The sequence below is a fragment of the Bradyrhizobium sp. CCGUVB1N3 genome (assembly GCF_024199925.1).
In the GTDB taxonomy this organism is placed as follows: domain Bacteria; phylum Pseudomonadota; class Alphaproteobacteria; order Rhizobiales; family Xanthobacteraceae; genus Bradyrhizobium.
Genome location: NZ_JANADR010000002.1, coordinates 137,528 through 157,235, shown reverse-complemented (window position 1 = coordinate 157,235; position 19,708 = coordinate 137,528). Strand labels below are relative to the sequence as shown.

16 protein-coding genes and 3 pseudogenes are annotated in these 19,708 nt (G+C 60.4%); 14 read left to right on the top strand and 5 right to left on the bottom strand.

Going from position 1 to position 19,708, the window contains the following annotated elements:
- Positions 1–77: 77 nt before the first annotated feature.
- Positions 78–515 (bottom strand): annotated as a pseudogene (locus NLM33_RS47450) (transposase); the annotation flags it as partial.
- 264 nt (positions 516–779) lie between these two features.
- Between NLM33_RS47450 and NLM33_RS47445 the strand changes: the two are divergent.
- The 3 genes from NLM33_RS47445 to NLM33_RS47435 are packed head-to-tail and all read left to right on the top strand — an operon-like array spanning position 780 to position 3,209.
- Positions 780–1,253: a transposase gene (locus NLM33_RS47445; RefSeq protein ID WP_254106365.1), complete on the top strand. Its 474-nt coding sequence runs from the start codon at positions 780–782 to the stop codon at positions 1,251–1,253.
- Complete coding sequence (gene tnpB, locus NLM33_RS47440; protein ID WP_254106366.1) at positions 1,234–1,587, top strand: IS66 family insertion sequence element accessory protein TnpB; 354 nt, start codon at positions 1,234–1,236, stop codon at positions 1,585–1,587. Before NLM33_RS47445 ends, tnpB (NLM33_RS47440) begins: the two co-directional genes overlap by 20 nt.
- Before the next feature lie 53 nt (positions 1,588–1,640).
- Positions 1,641–3,209, top strand: a complete 1,569-nt coding sequence (locus NLM33_RS47435) for an IS66 family transposase (protein ID WP_254106368.1) — start codon at positions 1,641–1,643, stop codon at positions 3,207–3,209.
- 187 nt (positions 3,210–3,396) lie between these two features.
- On the opposite strand, the gene NLM33_RS47430 is transcribed toward NLM33_RS47435, so the two are convergent.
- Positions 3,397–3,678 (bottom strand): LexA family transcriptional regulator, encoded by a 282-nt coding sequence (locus NLM33_RS47430; protein WP_254106426.1) that lies wholly within the window; start codon positions 3,676–3,678, stop codon positions 3,397–3,399.
- A gap of 38 nt (positions 3,679–3,716) precedes the next feature.
- On the opposite strand from NLM33_RS47430, the gene NLM33_RS47425 reads away from it, so the two are divergent.
- The 10 genes and pseudogenes from NLM33_RS47425 to NLM33_RS47380 form a co-directional block, all read left to right on the top strand.
- Positions 3,717–4,874 (top strand): IS630 family transposase, encoded by a 1,158-nt coding sequence (locus NLM33_RS47425; RefSeq protein WP_254106571.1) that lies wholly within the window; start codon positions 3,717–3,719, stop codon positions 4,872–4,874.
- Positions 4,875–5,385: 511 nt separating this feature from the next.
- A complete protein-coding gene (gene ltrA, locus NLM33_RS47420) occupies positions 5,386–6,648 on the top strand; it encodes a group II intron reverse transcriptase/maturase (RefSeq protein WP_254103067.1) in 1,263 nt (420 codons plus the stop codon).
- A 294-nt stretch (positions 6,649–6,942) separates the two neighbouring features.
- Positions 6,943–7,224, top strand: a complete 282-nt coding sequence (locus NLM33_RS47415; RefSeq protein ID WP_254106425.1) for a hypothetical protein — start codon at positions 6,943–6,945, stop codon at positions 7,222–7,224.
- Positions 7,225–7,242: 18 nt separating this feature from the next.
- Positions 7,243–7,689, top strand: a complete 447-nt coding sequence (locus NLM33_RS47410) for a transposase (protein ID WP_254106424.1) — start codon at positions 7,243–7,245, stop codon at positions 7,687–7,689.
- Positions 7,670–8,023, top strand: a complete 354-nt coding sequence (gene tnpB / locus NLM33_RS47405) for an IS66 family insertion sequence element accessory protein TnpB (protein ID WP_254106422.1) — start codon at positions 7,670–7,672, stop codon at positions 8,021–8,023. Before NLM33_RS47410 ends, tnpB (NLM33_RS47405) begins: the two co-directional genes overlap by 20 nt.
- 125 nt (positions 8,024–8,148) lie before the next feature.
- On the top strand, positions 8,149–9,750 hold the full coding sequence (locus NLM33_RS47400; protein WP_254106421.1) for an IS66 family transposase: 1,602 nt from the start codon (positions 8,149–8,151) through the stop codon (positions 9,748–9,750).
- A gap of 493 nt (positions 9,751–10,243) precedes the next feature.
- Positions 10,244–11,200, top strand: coding sequence for a hypothetical protein (locus NLM33_RS47395; protein WP_254103617.1), 957 nt, complete (start codon positions 10,244–10,246; stop codon positions 11,198–11,200).
- A gap of 242 nt (positions 11,201–11,442) precedes the next feature.
- A complete protein-coding gene (locus tag NLM33_RS47390) occupies positions 11,443–11,868 on the top strand; it encodes a hypothetical protein (RefSeq protein WP_254103168.1) in 426 nt (141 codons plus the stop codon).
- Positions 11,869–11,871: 3 nt separating this feature from the next.
- A complete protein-coding gene (locus NLM33_RS47385) occupies positions 11,872–13,650 on the top strand; it encodes a tetratricopeptide repeat protein (protein ID WP_254106418.1) in 1,779 nt (592 codons plus the stop codon).
- Between the two features lie 3,162 nt (positions 13,651–16,812).
- Positions 16,813–16,983: pseudogene (locus NLM33_RS47380) on the top strand (IS256 family transposase); the annotation flags it as partial.
- On the opposite strand, the pseudogene NLM33_RS47375 reads toward NLM33_RS47380, so the two are convergent.
- The 3 genes and pseudogenes from NLM33_RS47375 to NLM33_RS47360 form a co-directional block, all read right to left on the bottom strand.
- A pseudogene (locus NLM33_RS47375) lies at positions 16,942–17,184 on the bottom strand (hypothetical protein); the annotation flags it as partial. The pseudogenes NLM33_RS47380 and NLM33_RS47375 overlap by 42 nt on opposite strands.
- Positions 17,185–17,612: 428 nt before the next feature.
- Complete coding sequence (locus NLM33_RS47365; RefSeq protein ID WP_254106415.1) at positions 17,613–18,029, bottom strand: hypothetical protein; 417 nt, start codon at positions 18,027–18,029, stop codon at positions 17,613–17,615.
- 90 nt (positions 18,030–18,119) lie between these two features.
- Complete coding sequence (locus NLM33_RS47360; protein ID WP_254106414.1) at positions 18,120–18,461, bottom strand: DUF1236 domain-containing protein; 342 nt, start codon at positions 18,459–18,461, stop codon at positions 18,120–18,122.
- Between the two features lie 197 nt (positions 18,462–18,658).
- Between NLM33_RS47360 and NLM33_RS47355 the strand changes: the two genes are divergently transcribed.
- Positions 18,659–19,633 (top strand): ABC transporter substrate-binding protein, encoded by a 975-nt coding sequence (locus NLM33_RS47355; RefSeq protein WP_254106413.1) that lies wholly within the window; start codon positions 18,659–18,661, stop codon positions 19,631–19,633.
- Positions 19,634–19,708: the final 75 nt, after the last annotated feature.

The window sequence follows — 19,708 nt, the reverse complement described above, 5'->3', positions numbered from 1 at the left end:
ACAAAACAGCTTGATGTAGAACCCGGTGACAAAAGGCCGGACGCTCACCCACGCCAGCCGCCAGCCCCCGTCAGACGTCAAGAACGACCGTGCTCTCGTGAATAGATCGGGTTAGCGACGTTTTTGAGCATGATGTATGCGAAGGCGATGAGGTGGAGGTCGGCGAGGGTCTGAGCGTATCGCTCGTAGTCTTTGACAAGTCTTCGGAAGCGTGTGGCCCACGCGAAAGATCGTTCGACGACCCATCGCCTTGGGAGCAGCACGAAGCCTCGTTTGGCCTCCGACAGCTTTATGACCTCGAGGGCAATGCCGTGTTCTGCAGCCGCCGTTGCAGGCTTGTCGCCTGTGTAGCCCCGGTCAACGAAGGCGACTTCGACGCTCTGACCAGTCTCGGCCTGAATCGTCTTGGCGATCCGGCCAATCTCGGCGCGATCATCGGTGTTGGCGGGCGTGACATGCAGCGCCAGAAGATGGCCGAGCGTATCGACGGCCAGATGCAGCTTCGAACCTTTCTCGCTCCATTTCTTGCCCAATGGGCAAATGCAAAGCCCGCGACTGGCGAGCAGTCGGGTCAAGGCCGCAGCCGCCGAAGGCCGAAGGCGGGGGCGCGCAGCGCCAGCCTTGAGCCGCGCTGATCGGCCGGTCCATTCAACCGTTGCCGGCTTGGGTGTCGTCAGAACTTGGGTGCCGGTGGGAGGTAAGCGCGAATTTCCCCGCACCTTTTGCTGTTGAGTACTCTGATGCATGAGGTGTCCACCAAAATAGGTGGACACCTTGTGATGTCAGACGATGATCAGAAACTGCGGGTAAGGCTTGTTGGTCGGAACGGTCGACGCCGTTACGACGCCGCATCGAAGGACCGCCTTGTCGCGGCCTGCCTTGCGCCTGGCGTGTCGGTATCGAGACTTGCGCTCGAACATGGGGTCAATGCGAACCTTCTTCGGAAATGGGTAAAGAAGCGCACGGAGACGCTGTCTGTCCGGCCGTCCTCACCAGCGGCGTTCATCCCGGTTCAGATTGAAGGGACTGCTGATCGGGCACTGTCGGGACAGAGCCGCATGGATGCGGTGGATTTGCCGGCGACTTGTGATGGGGTGCGTGGATCGGCACCGGAAAGGGCTGCGACGTTTTCCTCTCCAGCCAAGGTGAGCGCGTCACTGTCGAACGGCGTGAAGCTGACGCTGGAATGCGGTGATGTGAATGTATTGACGGCGATCATCGGAGCACTGGGACATGTTCAGACTGGGCGCTGACCTGAAAGTCTATCTGCACCGTGAGTCGATCGACTTCCGGGCCGGCATCAACAGCCTTGCGGTTCTGGTCCAGGAAACGATGGCGCTCGATCCGTTTGCTCCGGCGGTTTTTGCGTTCTGCAATCGCCGTCGCGACCGGATGAAGCTCCTGTTCTTCGATCGGTCCGGCTTTGTGCTGATCCTGAAACGGCTGACCGAGGACAAGTTCCGGTGGCCGGGCCGCGAGGCAGCGGTGATCACGCTTACGACCGAGCAATTGCACTGGATCCTCGACGGGATCGATATCGATGCGATGGTCCGCCATCCGGTGCGGCAATATCAGGTTGCTGGTTGAGGGCCTCGAATTGAGCGGTTGACGCGGCGGCATGCTTTCGATTCAAGAATCTGATGAATCGACCCGGCGAACCGGCTGTTGAAGAGTTGATGGCGCGCATTGCTGCGCTGCAGGCAGAGAACCGTCAACTCACCGAACGCGTCGTCAGACTCGAGGAAGAGCTGGCGCTTGCACGACTGCATCGTTTTGCGCCGCGCAGTGAAAAGCACATTGACCGCCTCTTCAATGAAGCCGAACAGGCTGCGGATGAGGACCCCGCCGACAACGAAGATGACGATGTCGTTGCTCTGCCGGACACGGGCTTGCCGGCGACCGAGGGGGCGACGGGAAGGAAGCGCGGCCGCAAGGCCTTGCCAGAGAACCTGCCGCGCGAACGCGTCGAGTATGACCTTCCCGACGACCAGAAGGCTTGTCCTTGCTGCCGTCACCAGATGCATCGCATGGGCGAGACCGTTAGCGAGCAACTTCATATCGAGGTGAAGGCGAAGGTTTTGCAGAATGTGCGGTTCAAATATGCTTGCCGCCATTGTGACCGTACCGACATCAACACGCCGGTCGTGACCGCGCCGATGCCTGCACAACCCTTGCCGGGCAGCATTGCTACGGCCTCGACGCTGGCCTTCGCACTCGTCCATAAATATGTCGATGGCACGCCGCTCTATCGTCTGGCGAAGGCCTTCGAGCGCGCTGGTGTTCCCGTCAGCCGCGGCGCTCTGGGCCACTGGGTGATCGGTTCGAGCGAGAAGCACCTCGTTCGTATCTACGACGCGCTAAAGCTACGGTTGCGGTCGCAGACCGTCATCCATGGCGACGAGACCACCGTTCAGGTGCTGAAAGAAGCGGGCAAGGACCCCACCAGCACCTCGTATATGTGGGCTTATCGCAGCGGCGAGGATAGCGAGCAGCCGATCGTGCTGTTCGATTATCAGCCTGGTCGCGGACAGGAACACCCGCAGGCCTTCCTTGGCGACTATCGTGGCATCCTGATGAGCGATGGCTACGCGGCCTGGCGCACATTGAAAGGCGCCACGCACGTCGGATGCATGGCCCACGCCAGACGGAAGTTTGTCGACGCCCTCAAGGCCAGGAAGAAACCGGGTGGGCCACCGGCCCAAGCCCTCAAGTTCTTCGACCAGCTCTACCGGATTGAAAGACAGGTGCGGGACGAAAAGCCCGGCGACGGCGAAACGCAGGTCGATTACATACGCCGCTTGCGCCAGAAACACAGCCTCCCGGTCCTGGACGCCCTCAAGGCGTGGCTCGATGCAATCGCTCCCAAGGTTGTGCCCGACACCAAGCTTGAGGATGCGGTCTCCTATACGCTCAACCAATGGGAATATCTGACGCGCTACGCCAAGGACGGCAGCATGCCGATCGACAACAACCTTCTGGAACGCGATATCAGGATTTTTGCCTGCGGCAGGAAAAACTGGCTCTTCAGCGCTACCGTGGAGGGAGCCAGGGCCAGTGCCGTCATCTATAGTCTGATGCTGACCTGTCGGGCCTGTCGCATCGAGCCCTTCGCATGGCTGAAGCACGTCCTCGCCCAGTTGCCGACACGCCCCGATGAAGCCGATGTCCAGGATCTTCTGCCCTTCAACTTCAAAAAGTTGCCAGCCTGAGCCGCCACCACCACTGCCGCCGCCGCATTACGCCGCTCTACGACGTGCATCGAAATCCGCGCTTACACTACAAGAACTTGTAGGTGAGGAGGATCCAGCATGTGTGTGCATCCCAGTCCTACCAATGGTGGACGCTTCGCCCTTGAGGAAACCAGCACGGGATCGTTCCCCACATCCTAGTGGTTCATCACTGTGATTTCGACGTTTTAATACCGAGCCATTCGGGGATCGGCAAGCTTTCCGGCGGCACGAGGATTTCGATGCTTCTGGGGACGCCGGGTTGACGCCGGATGAAGCCGTTTCGTTCGAGGGTGACGATCATCTGGTGGACCGAAGGCGGGCTGACGCGGAAGTGGCGCTGGATGTCGGCTTCGGCGGGTGGACGTCCGAACATGTGGGCGTAGGTATGGATGAAAGCCAGGTAATAACCCTGCTTCTCGGTGAAGCGCGCGCCTGATTTTTGACTCATCGTTGGATTCGTCCCGACCTCCGACAAGGAGGCAAAGCATGAATGTACGTTATCGGGTCGAATTGAGCCAAACCGAGCGCGACGAATTGACGGCGATGCTCGGCGGTGGCAAGCACGCCGCCCGCAAGCTTAAGCGATCGCAGATTTTGCTGGCGGCCGATAGAGGCTGCCGCGACGAGGAGATTGCCCGGACCGTGAGTGTCAGCCTCTCCACCGTCGGCCGGACCAAGCGCCGCTTCGTGGAAGGCAATCTGGAGCGGGCCTTGAGCGAGGAGCCGCGTCCGGGCGCTGAGCGCAAGCTGACCGGCAAGGAGGAAGCCTTGCTGGTGGCGACCGCATGCGCCAAGCCGCCCGCCGGCTGCAAACGCTGGACGCTGACGCTGCTGGCCGACACGATGGTCAAGCTCACCGATCACAACAGCCTGTCGGGCGAGACCGTGCGTCGCCGGCTGGCCGAGAACGACCTCAAGCCGTGGCGCAGGGACATGTGGTGCATTCCCCATGTCGACGGCGAATACGTTGCCCGCATGGAGGACGTGCTCGACCTCTACGCCGAGACGCCGAATCCCGCCCGGCCGCTGGTCTGCTTCGACGAGACCCCCATCCAGCTGATCGGCGAGGTGCGCCAGCCGGTCCCGGCCCAACCGGGACAGCGCGAGCGCTACGACTACGAGTATCGCCGCAACGGCACCGCCAATCTCTTTGTCACCTTCGATCCACATCGGGGCTGGCGCAACGTCAAGGTCACCGACCGCCGCGCCGCCGTGGACTACGCCCACTGTATGCGTGATCTCGTCGACGTCCATTATCCCGACGCCGCCTGCATCCGTGTCGTGCAGGACAATTTGTCGATCCACAAGCCTGGGGCGCTGTATGAGGCCTTCGCGCCCGCCGAGGCCCGGCGCATCCTGCGCCGCCTCGAATTCCACTTCACCCCGAAGCACGCCAGTTGGCTCAATATGGTCGAGTGCGAGATCAGCGTGCTACAGCGCCAGTGTCTCGGCCGCCGCATCGACGATCCCAAAAGGCTCCGAAACGAGATCGCAGCATGGCAAAAGAGGCGGAATAAAACCCGAGCCCGCATCCAATGGATGTTCACAACAGATAAAGCCCGCGCCAAACTCGGCCGCGCCTATCCCAAAGAGTCAAAATCACGTGTGCTGCAGAAGTTGACGAACGAGGAGAAGTTGAAATGACTTAGCCTAATTGAAGACGAGCTGTGCGATTGATGAGGGTAGGCCCCTCGGGATCGGCTTTCAGGAGCGGGTCTCAAACCACTTCAAGCTGCTGCGGCCAAAATCCGTGGTGGTGAGCGTTGAAGACAAAGCGCGGGGAAGACCCCGCGCAGGTATGTGTCCGGGAGACGAATGAAAATGAACCCTTCGATCACGCGTCGTTATACTTTCAAGTACCGTCAAAACCAGGGGTGGTGATTCTCCTGCGATAAACCTGTCGGAGGCCTGATGACTGGACAGGTGGCGGTCGGCGTAAAGGGGGCGTGAACCGGATACAGGCGATTGCACGGAACTGCAGGAACCAGTTCTCCGATGCCAAGGGAGAAGCACAAGCGGCCAAAACCGCGAGGCGAGAGTACCGATGCGGATAACTGGGGCGGACCGACCCGTACGAGCGTTGAAAGTCTGTAATGGGACTGGAGCAAAGGGGTCGGGTCAGGCGGTGGCATTCACCGAAACAACTGGAAACAGGATGAACTCGACGAATGCGACAAACAAACCGTTCAACATCGAGAAACGTCTCGTGTACGAGGCGTACAAAGCGGTCAAATCCAACAAGGGCGCGGCCGGAGTGGACAAGCAGACGATCGACGAATTTGAGAAGGCTCTGTCAGGAAATCTGTATAAGATCTGGAATCGAATGAGTTCGGGAAGCTACTTTCCCCCACCGGTGCTCGCCGTCTCCATTCCGAAGAAGACTGGAGGCGAACGGATTTTAGGTGTGCCCACTGTGAGCGACAGAATCGCGCAGATGGTGGTCAAGCAGGTCATTGAGCCGATTCTAGAACCAATCTTTCTTCCAGACTCCTACGGGTACAGGCCGAACAAATCGGCGCTGGATGCTGTAGGGGTCACGCGACAGCGGTCCTGGAAGTATGACTGGGTGTTAGAGTTTGACATCAAGGGTCTGTTCGACAACATCGACCACGATTTGATGCTCCGGGCTGTCCGGAAACACATAACGTGCAACTGGGCTGTGTTGTACATCGAAAGATGGCTCAAGGCGCCCATGATGAAGGAAGACGGAGCCATCATCGAGCGAAGCCGCGGTACCCCGCAAGGGGGAGTGGTCAGCCCGACTCTGGCGAATCTTTTTCTCCATTACGCGTTTGATCTCTGGATGACGAGGACGCACCCCGACCTCCCGTGGTGCCGTTATGCAGATGATGGACTGGTGCACTGCCGTACCGAGCTAGAAGCAGAAACCCTCAAGGTTGAGCTTCAAGCCCGGTTGGCAGAGTGCCATCTGGAGATGCATCCAACGAAAACCAAGATCGTCTACTGCAGAGATGGGAATCGCAAAGGCAACTACCCGAATGTCAGCTTTGACTTCCTCGGATTTTGCTTTCGCTCCCGTCAGGTAATGAATTCCCGAACCAACTCGCTGTTTGGAGGATTTACTCCAGCAGTCAGTCCATCGGCAATGAAGACCATGCGGGAAACGATTCGGGCCTTGAACTTGCGCCGGCAGACACACCTGTCCTTGCAGGACCTAGCCTCAGAGATCAATCCTCTCCTCAGGGGATGGATTGCATACTATGGGCGCTATACTCGGTCGGCACTGTATCCCTTCCTTCGATACGTCAATCAGACGCTCGTGGCGTGGGCGGTGCGGAAGTTCAAGCGCTTCCGCCGCACTAAAGCTGGTGCGAGTCAGTTCTTCCTAAGACTCGTCAAGGAAAGTGCGGAACTCTTTGTGCACTGGCGACTCGGTATGACTGGGACGTTTGCCTGATGGGAGCCGGATGACGGGAGACTGTCATGTCCGGTTCTGCGAGAGCCCCGGGGTGAAATTCCGCGGGGCTACTCCCCTGTGATGAACCACTAGGGGAATCGGGTGAAGGATTTTAGGGTACGATGAGGCTTGCGAGGAAGTCGTCGTCCCAGGCTACGGTCATGCGTTTGAGGCGTTGAGAGTCTTTTCCGGGCACCCTGCGGATCAGATTGTTGGCCATCTGTGTGAATGCTGATCGAACATTGACCCCCATCGGCTCATCCTCGACACTCCCCGGCACTGAGGAGGAATATGATGCACGAGGGCGACAAGGATAGTTTGGGAGCGACTCGCAGGACAACGGGTCAGATCGGTTCGCCTGTCCAAGCGGATCTCGACGAGAATGCACAGACAGTTTCCATGAGCGATGACTTTGACGATCCTGACGACGTACCACCGTATCGCGACCGCGCCGATATCGGAATGAACGAGCTTGTGGGTGCCTTCGACTCCTTTCAACTGATGGATGATCGTAAGCGCTCCTTTCTACGCACCTATGCAGTTGAGCGGGGGGATGGGATGAGGTGTCCACCATGAGCGAGGTGGACACCATCGATGATCACTCCAGAAGAACCTTTGAGACTTGAGACGGTCGGCGTGTTGCGCAATGGCCGGCGTCGCTATGATCCGGCCAGCAAACAGCGGCTGGTCGAGGCCTGTCTGCAGCCTGGCGTGTCGCTGGCGGGGCTGGCGTTGCAACACGGCGTGAACGCGAACCTGCTGCGCAAGTGGGTGGCCAAGCGACAAGTTCAGAACGGGGATGGCCAGCCGGGGGCGCGGGCGCCGATTGCGCCAGCCTTTATTCCGGTTCGCGCGCCGTCATCGTCGCCAACTCGATCTGCTGGCGCGATCGCGGTTTGCGCGACGGAGCGATCCTGTGCAGGGCGGCTGACGGCATCGATGCCCAACGGCGTGACGCTTTCGCTGGAAGGCGGCGACGCGCAGTTGCTGTCGGCGGTGATTGAAGCGCTGGGGCGTTGCGATGTTCCGACTGTCGTCTGATCTTCGGGTCTACCTTCACCGCGAAACGATTGACTTCCGGGCGGGCATCAACAGCCTGGCGATCGTGGTCGAGCAGTCGATGGGGCTGGATCCGTTCCAGCGCGCGGTGTTCGCGTTCTGCAATCGTCGCCGCGACCGGATCAAGCTGCTGATTTATGATCGGTCAGGATTTTGGATGCTGCTGAAGCGGCTGGAGGCCGACAGATTCCACTGGCCCCGAAGTCAGGAGGCGGTGCTGACGCTGACGACGGAGGAGCTGCACTGGCTGCTTGACGGCATCAACATCGCGGCGGTGCGTCGTCACCCGGTGCGGCAATATCAGAGCGTGGGCTGAGCGTGCTCGATGCTGGCGGCGTCATCGGGCTTCGGCATGGCCGTTCTCAGATGACGCCGCCGAAGACATGACGAAGACATGGGAGCCCGGTTGACGCGGCGGCATGACTTCGATTCAAGACTACGATGAGTCGCAAGCCCACGACGCACGAGCTGGAAGTCTTGATCGCGGCGCACGCGGCCGAGATCGCGGCGCTGAAGGCCGAAAACGAGAAACTCGCACAACGCGTGCTGCATCTTGAGGAGCAGTTGCGCCTGGAGCGCCTGCACCGCTATGCGCCGAAGAGCGAAAAGCTCAAGGAGCGCATCTTCAACGAAGCCGAGCAGGCCGCCGCTGAAAGCCGGGACGACGACGATGTCGAGGCGGTCGCCGTGCCGGACACGGGATTGCCGGAGGCTCCAAAGCCGGCGCCGAAGACACGCGGCCGCAAGCCGCTGCCTGACGATCTGCCGCGCCAACGCGTCGAACATGATCTGGGTGAGGATCAAAAGGACTGTCCGTGCTGCCATAATCGGATGCATCGGATGGGCGAGATCGTCACCGAGCAGTTGCACGTCGAGGTGAAGGCGTCGGTGCTGCAACATGTGCGGTTCAAATATGCCTGCCGTCACTGCGAGCGCACCGCGCTGAACACCCCGATTGTGACCGCGCCGATGCCGGCGCAGCCGCTGCCGGGTAGCGTCGCCACGCCATCGACGCTGGCGCTGGTGCTCGCCAACAAATACGTCGACGGCACGCCGCTGTACCGTGTGGCGGACGCGCTGGGGCGCGCCGACGTCAGCATCAGCCGCGGGACGCTGGGCAACTGGGTGATCCGGGCGAGCGAGTTGCATCTGCATCGGGTCTATGACGCGCTACAGCAAAAGCTCAGGTCGCAGCCCCTGGTCCACGGCGACGAAACTTGGGTCCAGGTTCTTAAAGAGGACGGCCGTGATGCGCAGGCCAAATCCTTCATGTGGGCCTATCGCAGCGGCCAGGACTGCGCGCAGCCGGTCGTGCTGTTCGATTACCAGCCCGGTCGCGGCCAGGAACATCCTCAGGCCTTCCTGGCCGGCTATCGCGGCTTGTTGATGAGCGACGGCTATGACGCCTGGCGCACGCTGACAGGCGCGATCCATCTCGGCTGTATGGCGCATGCGCGCAGGAAATTTACCGATGCGCTCAAGGCTAGGACAAAGCCTGGCGGTCCGCCATTGCAGGCGCTCAAGTTCTTCGAGGCGTTGTATGAGGTCGAGAGGGTGGCGCGCCAGACGCCGCCCGACGGCGAAACGCGCGCCCCATACACCTTGCGGCTGCGCCAGCAGCATAGCCTGCCGGTATTGGCCGCCTTCCGGACCTGGCTCGACGACCAGGCGCCGAAGGTCCTACCCGAAAGCTTGACCGGCAAGGCGATCGCCTATGCGCGCAACCAATGGGATTATCTGACCCGTTACACCAGTGATGGTCTCGCCCCGATCGATAACAATGTTCTGGAGCGCGACATCAGGCCGTTTTGCATCGGACGAAAAAGTTGGCTGTTCAGCGACACCGTTGCCGGCGCCAAGGCAAGCGCCGTGATCTACAGTTTGGTGCTGACATGCCGGGCATGCGGCGTCGATCCATATGCATGGCTACGTCACGCGCTCACCGAATTGCCCCAGCGCGCGCCAGACGCCGATATCGAAGATCTGTTGCCGTTCAACTGCACCGCTCAAAAAAACCTGCCAGCTGACAACGACCGCGGCTGACGGTCGAACGCTCAGGATCAATCAAGCCGTTCCGATGATCCCACCGGGGCGCGGCGTCACGCGACGCCGCGGTCAGCCGCGCGCGCAGCCTGTGCAGTAAAATGCGCGCTTACGGATGATCCGTATCTGAGCATCCAAACTTACAATTTGGCGCTTGTCGGACGACGAAGACGAGACGGAGTGTGCTCACCCTGATCGCCGCCGCCCAGCTTTGGTAGGTCGACAATTCTACGGTCTGTGTGAATGTGGGCCTGTTGATGAATGGAGCCAGCGCAGCTGGCGCTGGGCGTCATCTCTGGTCTTGTCATTGGTCCGGGCCGCGCCAAGGCTGGATCTGACGATTTGTCAATGGGCGGGTCAGCGGCAACCAGAGTGGGCATGCCAACCAAGCACAACGGTGCCAACCCGAATGCCTTCGGGCTTTCGACCTCTCAAATCCGCTTGATGACGCAGCGCCAGGGCGCCTACAGCCAAACGACTAGGGAATTCAACGATGCCAAATGCCAGCATGCGACTGAGCGTTCCAGAAACTTTTTCTTCTCCTCAGACCAAGTCGAGTTATCTGCGCCTCGGCTCTTATTCGGACGACGAGGCAAAACTTGTCACTGGTCTCAAGGCGACGGTCAACGATGATCCGGCAGTCACCCGCGAGCATGAAAGCGACAACGCTGGCATACTTGCCTTCACCAACAAGGACTTCCAGGCAAATGTCGAAGGCGCGGCACTGTTGAAAATCGGGGGCGGCCAAACGATGGAGGTCACGAACGGAAACGTCCAGCACAAGGTGCCAAAGGGCATCTATGAGATCTCCGCCGAGAATGGCGTGTCAATCACTGCTGGTAGCGCTGTGACGTCCGCGGACATCATCCTGACGGCTTCGAACCGGGTCAAGTTGGTCAATAAAGGTGACAAAGTAGAAACGACCACTGGCAACACCGAAAAGCGGATTATGGGCAACACCGAGGAATTCTTCGACGGAACAAAACTCACCTGTATGCGCGGCGCGACTACCCAGCTGACGATGGCCAGGAACGTATCAGTCTTCTTTGGAGAAGCGTTCACCTATAAGATTTCAAGATCATGTTTATTTAATCTGGGCGATGCGCAATCTGTCACGGTTGGCAACAACCTCAACATTGTCAGAGGCCACGACGTCAAGCAAGTGATCGGCGAATCGATTAAGTGTGTTTTGGGACCCGACTTCAAGTCGGCTGATAGTAGTCAAACAATTCTCAAAACAAGCAGTTTCAAATACGTACCCGATGAAGACCTGAAGGTGGTCGGCCGCGACAGCAAGATCTGCAAGACCAGCGTGTCCGTTACAGAAAAAGCCGTGAGGCAGGGCAAGTTAAGCACGGCGCAGCACGAGCTTGTCATCCAAGCAGCAGAGAACATGTCCCGCACCGGTAAGAAGGAAGTCATACAAAAGGACCAGACAATCTTCCTGTAGCTGACCAGAGAGCAAGAATGACGATGACGATCCGCGCCACAAACGCTCAAATTTTATCGACAGCCGAGCGCTTGCTAGAAGGCGAACATAACACGGCCCGTGTCGTGTCAGTCAGCGCATTGCGGTGGACGTCGAATTCGCTAGCACTCGGCACAATTGACGGTAGCTGTCGGATATCCCTCGCCTGACCTTTGCCACAGGACATGTTTTGCTCGCTACCAACGTGGATCAAGCTTTTTGTCGTGACCGTGCTCGAGCGGGCGGCTTCCAACGGTCCTGTGGTCGGCCTACTCGGAGGTCACACCATTTCGATTGAAGCCAAGACCATCACTCTTGCGGCGCGTCAGCGCCCCTCCTTTTGCGCCGATAGTGTCGATCTGCAGGCCAAATTGTTTTCGGTACTCGCGAACAAAGGCACCTGGATCGGTAAACTCTACACGTTAATCGCGGATCATGTCCGATCCTCGGCGCGGCCCCAGGAAGCGAGCACCGGGTCGCTCACCGTAAAGGTAGTTGACCGTGCCACGTTGATTGAGCGCATCGACGTTTTGCAGACCGAAACGCGAGCCATTGGGCTTACTGGCATTGCTTCTGAGATCGCCCACATCAAGGTCGCCGCGGTGAGCGCGGCTCTCCGTCGCGACGGCAAACGCGTCACGGTTGCGTAGCCGATGCCGTCCGTTGGCATGTCCGCTCCGAGCTGGCAGGACCGGGTTAGAACGGCCCAGGAGCTTATTGCCGCCGGCCGTATCGAGGAGGCGGAAGCGCTACTGGAGGAGGTCCCTGTCACAAGCGATCCGGATACGCTCAATGCAAGGGCCACATTGGCGCTTGCGCGGCGACAGACCGAGTTTGCGTTCGATATGCTGGCTGAAGCGGCGACCATTTACCCCGAACACGCGAGCCTCATCACCAATCTCGGTATCGCCCACCAATTGCTCGGCCGCGCTGAGGAGGCGATGATCTGCCTCGAACGCGCGGTTGCTCTCGCCCCGCGCAACGGTGCGATTAAGCTAGCGCTCGCTCGAGCCCTGTTGAGCCACGGCAACGTTACGGATGCCCGCGCGATGACGGAGACCGTTGTCGACAACGAGCCAGGCAATACGCGCGCTCTCCTTCAATTCGGAGCCATCGAGTTCGCCTTAGGCCACACTTCGTCGGCTGAGACTGTCCTGCTTCGTGCGCTCGAGATTGCTCCAGACGATCCTGATGCGCTGGGCCATTTGTCGGCCCTTATGCTCGAACGAAGCCGATTCGACGAGGCGCTCAACCTTGCCGAACGCGCGCATCTGCGCGCCCCACTCGATACAGACGGCCTCTTGCATCTGGCTTATTGCCGCGCCGCAACAGGGCGCTGGTCGCAAGCGGAGACGACCTGCGAGAAGTTACTGGCCTATGCGCCGGCTCATGTTGGTGCCCGCGAAATCTTGGCCCGCGTTACGATTGCCAAGGGTGAAATGGACCGAGGCATTGCGCAACTGACGGAATTCGTTCGCGCTCGAAAATCGGACCACTCCGCCGCGATTGCTCTGGTGCGTGTCCTGCAACTCGTTGGCCGGTTCGATGAAGCCCTCAAGCTTGTCGACCGCGTCGCGCAGGCGCTGCCAGAGAATGAAGCAGCGAAGTCTTTACAGAAAACGCTCGAACTGACGCTCGGTCGCTTCCCGTCACCCGATCCGACCGCCTTAGAGCCTGTGACGCGGATACTCGTCCCCCCGACGACCGGCGCACTCGAGTTCGTGGCGCTCGTTCGCCTCTTGCGCCGGCTGACGAGCCAGCAAGATGTGCATGTGGTCGCGGAGCCACGTTATCGGGCTCTTCTTGCCCACCTCGCTGAGCCGGTGGTTATCGACGAGCCGAGACCTGGACTCTCAGCTACGCCGTTGCAATCGCTATTGCGCATTCTGTCGATCGACGCCTGCACCATTGCGGATGGCGTTCCGTACCTGCGTCCCGATGCCGAGCTATTCGCCAAGTGGCGCGATGCTTTGGCCGTGTTCACAAGGCCGTTGGTAGGAATCTTATGGGAGAGCAGCGCCCTCGGCCTATCGATGGAGCAGGTCGCCGCTGTGATTCCACACTCCGTCACGCCGATCAGTTTGATGAGTGGAGCGCAACGCCACGACATGAAGCGATGGCGTCACCCGATCGATGCCGGTGTGCATATCGAGCGCCCTGCGGAATTGATCGCAGCGATCGCCAATCTCGACGCCGTGGTTGGGCCCGACAGCTTCGCCGTCCATATCGCCGGAGCACTCGGAGTTCCCGGCGTGGTTTTCGTGCCATGCGGTTATCCCTGGTATTGGGCCCAGGCTGGCGGAAAGCCACTGTGGTACCCGTCGTTCGAAGTCGTCGCGCAGGAACGGTTCGGCCATTGGTCTGAGGCGATCGAGCAAGGCGGGCGTAAACTGGAGGCACTGTTGCGCGCGTCACCGAGCGAATTGGGGTAGCGTGCTCCCTCGATCACATCTGGAAGGCCATTTAAAGACAAAGCGAGATGGCCCGTTTTTTGGGGCCCAACCGCCAATAGAAACGCCCGGCATTTTGCGCGGCGTTTCTATTTGGCGGGTACTATGCTGGATAGTAACTGGGAGATGATCAAAGGGGGCCCCGGCCATCACATAGAGCAGCTAACAGCTAGATGGAGCGGATGATGACGAAAAAGACGAGACGGAGTGTGCTCACCCTGATCGCCGCCGCCCAGCTTTGGTAGGTCCGCAATTCTACGGTCTGTGCGAATATTGACCTGTTGATGAATGGAGGCACCCCAGCGCAGCTGGCTGAAGCGCCGGCCAGGGATCCAAGTCGTCGCCCGCAAACGTGCGGGACTGTCGCCCTATCCCGATCAATTCAACCGCCTTCCCGCTTTTGGCGCTGAAGTGGAGAACTTGCTACGATCTAACTTCGGACGCGGGAGATTGGCGACGCGGGAGATTGGCGTGGACCCAGACAATTTCAATCCATTCGATCCAGTCGATCCAGGTTGGCTGCAGGCGTACTACGCCATGTTGCAACAACAGGCAGAGCCGGCCGCCCAAGCGGAGGTAGACCAGGTCGCGCACGAGGACTCTGAGCAGCACTTGGCCGAGGAGCGCCAAAGCGGTGCTGCTCCCATCGCAGGGGGCCGCCCACCGCGCTCAAACCCTGACTATCCTCATCTGTCCGATAACGACGAGAACCTCATCAGCTCGGCTCTCGAGGCCGGGGTTGTGCGCGGGAATCTAACAGAAGGAACAGTACGCAAATACGCTGGCGTTCTTCGTCGATTGGGCGATCATCTCGGGGCGCGAGGGCAAGCCATTGATGCAATCGATCATGATTCTTTGGTCGCTCACGCCCAAGAGTTTTTTTCGGATGTCTCTCATGTTGGCTCCGCATTGACGTCCCTTAGGAGATATCGTGAGCTTGGACCAATTGATGTGGGTGCTGCCCCCATCGCAGGGAGCCGCCCACCGCGCTCAAACCCTAACTATCCTCATCTGTCTGATAACGACGAGAACCTCATCAACTCGGCTCTCGAGGCCGAGCGCGGGAATCTAACAGAAGGAACAGTATGCGTTTACGCTCGCGCTCTTCGTCGATTGGGCAATCGTCTAGGGGCGCGAGGCCAAACCATTGATGCACTCGATCATGTTTCCTTGGTCGCTTACGCCGACGAGTTTTTTCCGAAAGACCCGCATGTGGGTCCCGCGTTGACGATCCTTCGGAGGCATCGCGAGCCTTTCTCTGTGGAAGACGAGAGTCTCATCGACCGGGCCATCGAGGCAGCTGCTGGGCACCGAGACTGGCACAGCAAGACCGCCCGGCGGTATAATCGCACTTTGCGTAACTTGGCGAATTCTCTCGGGCCAAGTCAAACGATTACTGCACTCGATCACGAATCGCTGCTCGACCACGCCCACAGGGTATCACGGTGTGCCCGCCACCTGACGGACCTGAAAACCGCCTTGCAAGCGCTTCGTGAGTATCGTGGCTCAAACACATTAGCTGATCGCGGGCCTCCACATCACAGTTCCACGGCAGAACGCGGACATATCATCGATGATGCAGCTCGTTCCAACCAGCGAACAGAGACTACGCCGCCTATCGGCCTGATACGTGAGTCCGGCAACAGTAGCCTCGGGGACGGTGCTTCGGGCGCAGTCGGCTCCTGGCAGATGGGGGAACAGGCAGCCCATTCGCCATTGCAAGCTGTCGATCCGGGGGAACTCTGGCAGGAAGTGGACCAAGCTGGCCAGCTGCCCGCCGACAGTTGGGACCTCGCGAACTTTTGGGCAGGCATGCCGTCTTCCTTAAGCCTGTCGCAACAATCATCCGCTCCGGCAGCCGCCCTACCGGCTCGGCCGCCGCCGCGTGATTTCGGATATCTCCTTCCCCTGCAATTTGATCCCTCGCAATTCAATGGCCCCCAACCGGCCCCCGGCGTCCTGATCGGAGCACTGGACAGAGCAGGGCTCCTACCGAGGCCGTCGCAGTGGCCGACGAATTTGTCTATTAACACTCAGCCTTACACGGCATCGTTCGATAGCCGAGCGTGGGAGCCGGCCGTAAACAATCCGCTAGGCAGACAAGTTATTATTCAGCCGGTCCACGATCCTGGCGGATCCTCGGCCGGTGGAGCATCCCGTCCGCCGCTCGCGGATATCGGGCCGCTCATCCGCGCGGGATGGGAGCACGGCGAAAGCTGGCTCCCAAACCATGCCGAGCCGCAAGTGGCAAGTTGCGATCAGTCGCAGCTTGGGCGCGAGGCGAACCAGATCGCGGCACAGGTACCTGCCGGCTGGAGCTCAGCGTGGCCATTGCAGTCCGCGCAGTCGGACCGCAATGAGCACGGCTACGCGCACGGCGCACAATCGTGGAGCGCGCCGAGTTACCAAGCCAGCGACACACGACCGATTGGCGCACAGGACTGGGGTGGCACCAGCGGTGCCGAAAGCATGGGACCATCAGAGATGCCCACGGGCTTTTGGGGGCGTCATTTCGAAGAAAACATCGTCAGCGATCCTTGGCAACACACCAGTACTTCTGGCTCCGATCGGCACAGCGCCGCCGCCATCGGAGTGCCGCCCGCGGCACATCACCAGGCGCCCTCACAGGCACTCGCGGGCGCATCGCTGCCTGCCTTGTCTGTCGGCCCGTTGAGCGACACGCTCCAAGCATTTTTGGCGCGATTCAATGCCTACGTGGGACAAGCCAGTGGCCAAGGACTGAATTGCCTGCTGGAAACGGTTCTTCAATTGGCCAGCAACACGGAGCGACAGGACGACGAAACGCCGCAGACTCAGCAACTTCAGCAACAGGCTCAGTTGTTGCGGAATAGCCTGGTTCAAGACGGCACGGTCGATCCGCATGGCGAAATCGACCTTTACGGCGCTGGTGTCGGGGTCGTGCTGGCGACCAGTTTTGGCCTGCGCATTCAAGCCATCGAGGCACATGCGAATGGCGGGTGGACCGTGCATCCTGTCCTGGGTCAGGAAGGTCGACTGGTGCACATTTTGCACACGCCGGGGCATTTCCAGCCGCTGTGGCCTCGGCACTAAGAAAGAAAAGCCGAAGCCCGCGCGAGCTCGGTACTGCAGCCCCAGCGCATGCGACGGCGATGAGCGCGCAGACACCGGCGGTGCTGGTGCCACAAAGTCAGCAACGTGCTCGACAAGGTCGCCAAATCCGTGCAGGGCGCGATGAAGAACGATCTGCGGAACGTCTATCTGGCACCGAGCCGGGTGAAAGCCGAAGCCGCGATCGATCAATTCGAGCATGGCGCGACCCTTCTCCGTGATGCGCCATCCGCCGTTCAGACGCTCGACCAATCCTTGCGAGAAGATGTCGAGCTCCGGCACGCGGGCGGCGAGGCGCTTGGTCCGCTCGGCCCAGTCGCGCCCGCTCGTCGCCAGAATCGCCATATCGCGCTTGAGGTCCGACATGACCGCGAATCCGTCGGGATAGCTCACCAGGATCTTGAGCACAGTGACCTGGAAGTTCACCCCGCCCTCCTGCGCCTATCGCCACATCGTCGCAGCGTCGTGGAGGGCCTCGCGTCCCACCTGCTTCAGCCTCTCGGGCGAAGTGTCGCGGTTCGTACCCGCTTCCAGTATCCTTGAGGCAACATGAGTGTGTGCAACGGTCTCATAGCGCGAGACGTCCTCGCAGACCTCGTCGAAAACGGCGCGAAAGAGCACGGTCGTGGTCGGATCGAACATGGGCCCCCAACGCAAGAAGAATTAGCGTACTGCGGAAATGCTTTGCGGCGAATTCAACAAAGTTAACACTGGCGCAGGCAACCCCATCGAACGCTTCCGCGACGCAACACTAACTGACCCCAACACGCACTGGCGAGAGCAGCCCACCCGAAGTCAATGAAGGCCGGCTAAAAGGCGCGGCCTTTTCCTTTGCCGCCACGTTCCAACATTCACTACCATCCGCCGGCAAATGGATCGATCCGCTCGAAGGCGAGACGCCGGTCGGGTGTCCGTTTCTGCAGCTTTGCCGAAGGCTTCGGATGCGTCCGGACCGCTGCAGCGCGGGCCGGCGCTTCCTTCCTGGTCTCGCCGGAAGGTGCTGCAGGAACGGCGGCCACGGCTTCTCGCACTTCCCGCGGCGGCTCTTCCGGAATCGGATCGGCCTGGGCGATGATCGCCACCTCGGCCCGCGGGCTGGTGTCGAAGACGATCTTTTCCGGAAGGCTCCTCGCCGATTTTATCCGGATGATGGTTCTGTCGGGATCGGCCACGGCGGCGGCTCCGACGGGAGCGGGCAGGTACCGATCCGCAGCGAAGAGCAGCGCCAGCAGCAGCCCGCCGACGAAGACGAAATAACGGATGATCGGCATCGACGGCCGCTCGCAAATGAGAAATCAGGGGATCGGCGGGGGGCCGGATTGGGGTGGCGGGCAGCTGCGTTCAGCGACCCGCCGGGACGCTTAGTCGATCTCCTGGACGACCGTGCGGGTCGACGGATCGACCAGCATCACGCGCTCGCCCGAGTAGACGTAGCGGTACTTCGTGAGCGAGGGACCCCAGTCGGCGGGCACTGACTCGAGCTCGACTTCCCGCGGCACGGGCTGACCCACGACGATTGTCTCCCGCACCGGACGCATCTTGTGCTCCGTCACATAGGTTCGGATCTTCGTGCGGCATTCCGGCTCGATCTGCACGGTGGCGGCGTGACCGGTGCCTGTGGTGGTCGTGACGACAGTGGACTGCGCCATGGCGCCCGTCGAGATCAGCGCGGCGGTCGCGCACGTCAGCATCAGCTTCTTCATCGAAATCTCCTGTCCGCAGCATGCGGCCTGCAAGAACCCGCGGATGGTGGCAAGGTTCCGCAGTCGGGTCGGACAAATTGCCGACTTTTCCCGGTGACTTGGAGCCGCGCCCAACCATATCGCCGGTGCCTGCCCCCTTGAGCGCCAGCCGAAACGGACGGATGCTGGACCCTGGTGCAGCTAGGGTGGAGAGAACAGTGGAGCGTCGCACCTTCATAGCGTCCGTCGCAGCCGCCGCGGTCATGGCCCGAAGGCAGGCGCGTGCCGCACCCAAGCCCTTCCGGATAGGCTGGCTCACGACGCAGCGGGAGGCCAGCCTGGTCCCCTTCCTGGCAGCCTTCCGGGAAGGGCTCGCCGAACTCGGCTATCGCGAGGGGGACAACCTGAAGATCGAATATCGGTATGGCGACGACGACCGGTCACGGGTCGGACCTTTGGCTGTGGAACTCACCCGTCTTCCGGTCGATCTTCTGGTGGTCCAAGGGGCGGCCGTTCCGATCGTGTTCGGGTTGAAACTCTCCACGCCATCCGTTTACGCGTTCAGCGGAGACCCGGTGGTCGCCGGCTTCGCCGACAGTCTTTCGCATCCGCGGGGCGGCATGACCGGCCTGACCTTCATGGCGGCCGAGCTGAATTCTAAACGCCTCGAGATGTTGCGGGACATCGTGCCCGGACTGAAACGCGTCGCGATCATCGCCAATCCCGAACATCCGGGATCGCAAATCGAGCGTGCCTATTCCGAAGAGGCCGCGAAGAAACTCGGTCTGGCGCTCGAATTTTATGGGACCGGAACGGAGAGCCAGCTCGCGGGCGCGTTGGCGACCATGGACACAAACCCTCTGCAAGCCATATCGCTCTTCTCCGACGGCTTCGCCATTCAGTACCGCCAACGGATCATCGATTTCGGAATGGAGCGGCGGGCGCCGGTCATTTCGGGCTGGCAAGTGTTCGCGAAGAGCGGTGCCGTCTGCACGTATGGACCCAAGCTGTCCGAAAGCTATCGTAGATTGGCCTACTACGTCGACCGGGTACTCAAGGGGGTGCCGACATCGCAGCTGCCCATCGAGCGGCCGACCAAATTCGCGACCGTGGTCAACATGCGGACCGCAAAAAGGCTCGGACTGGCCGTTCCAGATTCCATTCTCGCGTCCACCGACGAGCTGATCGAATGAGAGCCTGCGAGGACGCGGCAAGTCAGATCGACCAGTTTCGAGCGCAGGGACATCGTGCGAAACTGGCTTAGCCGC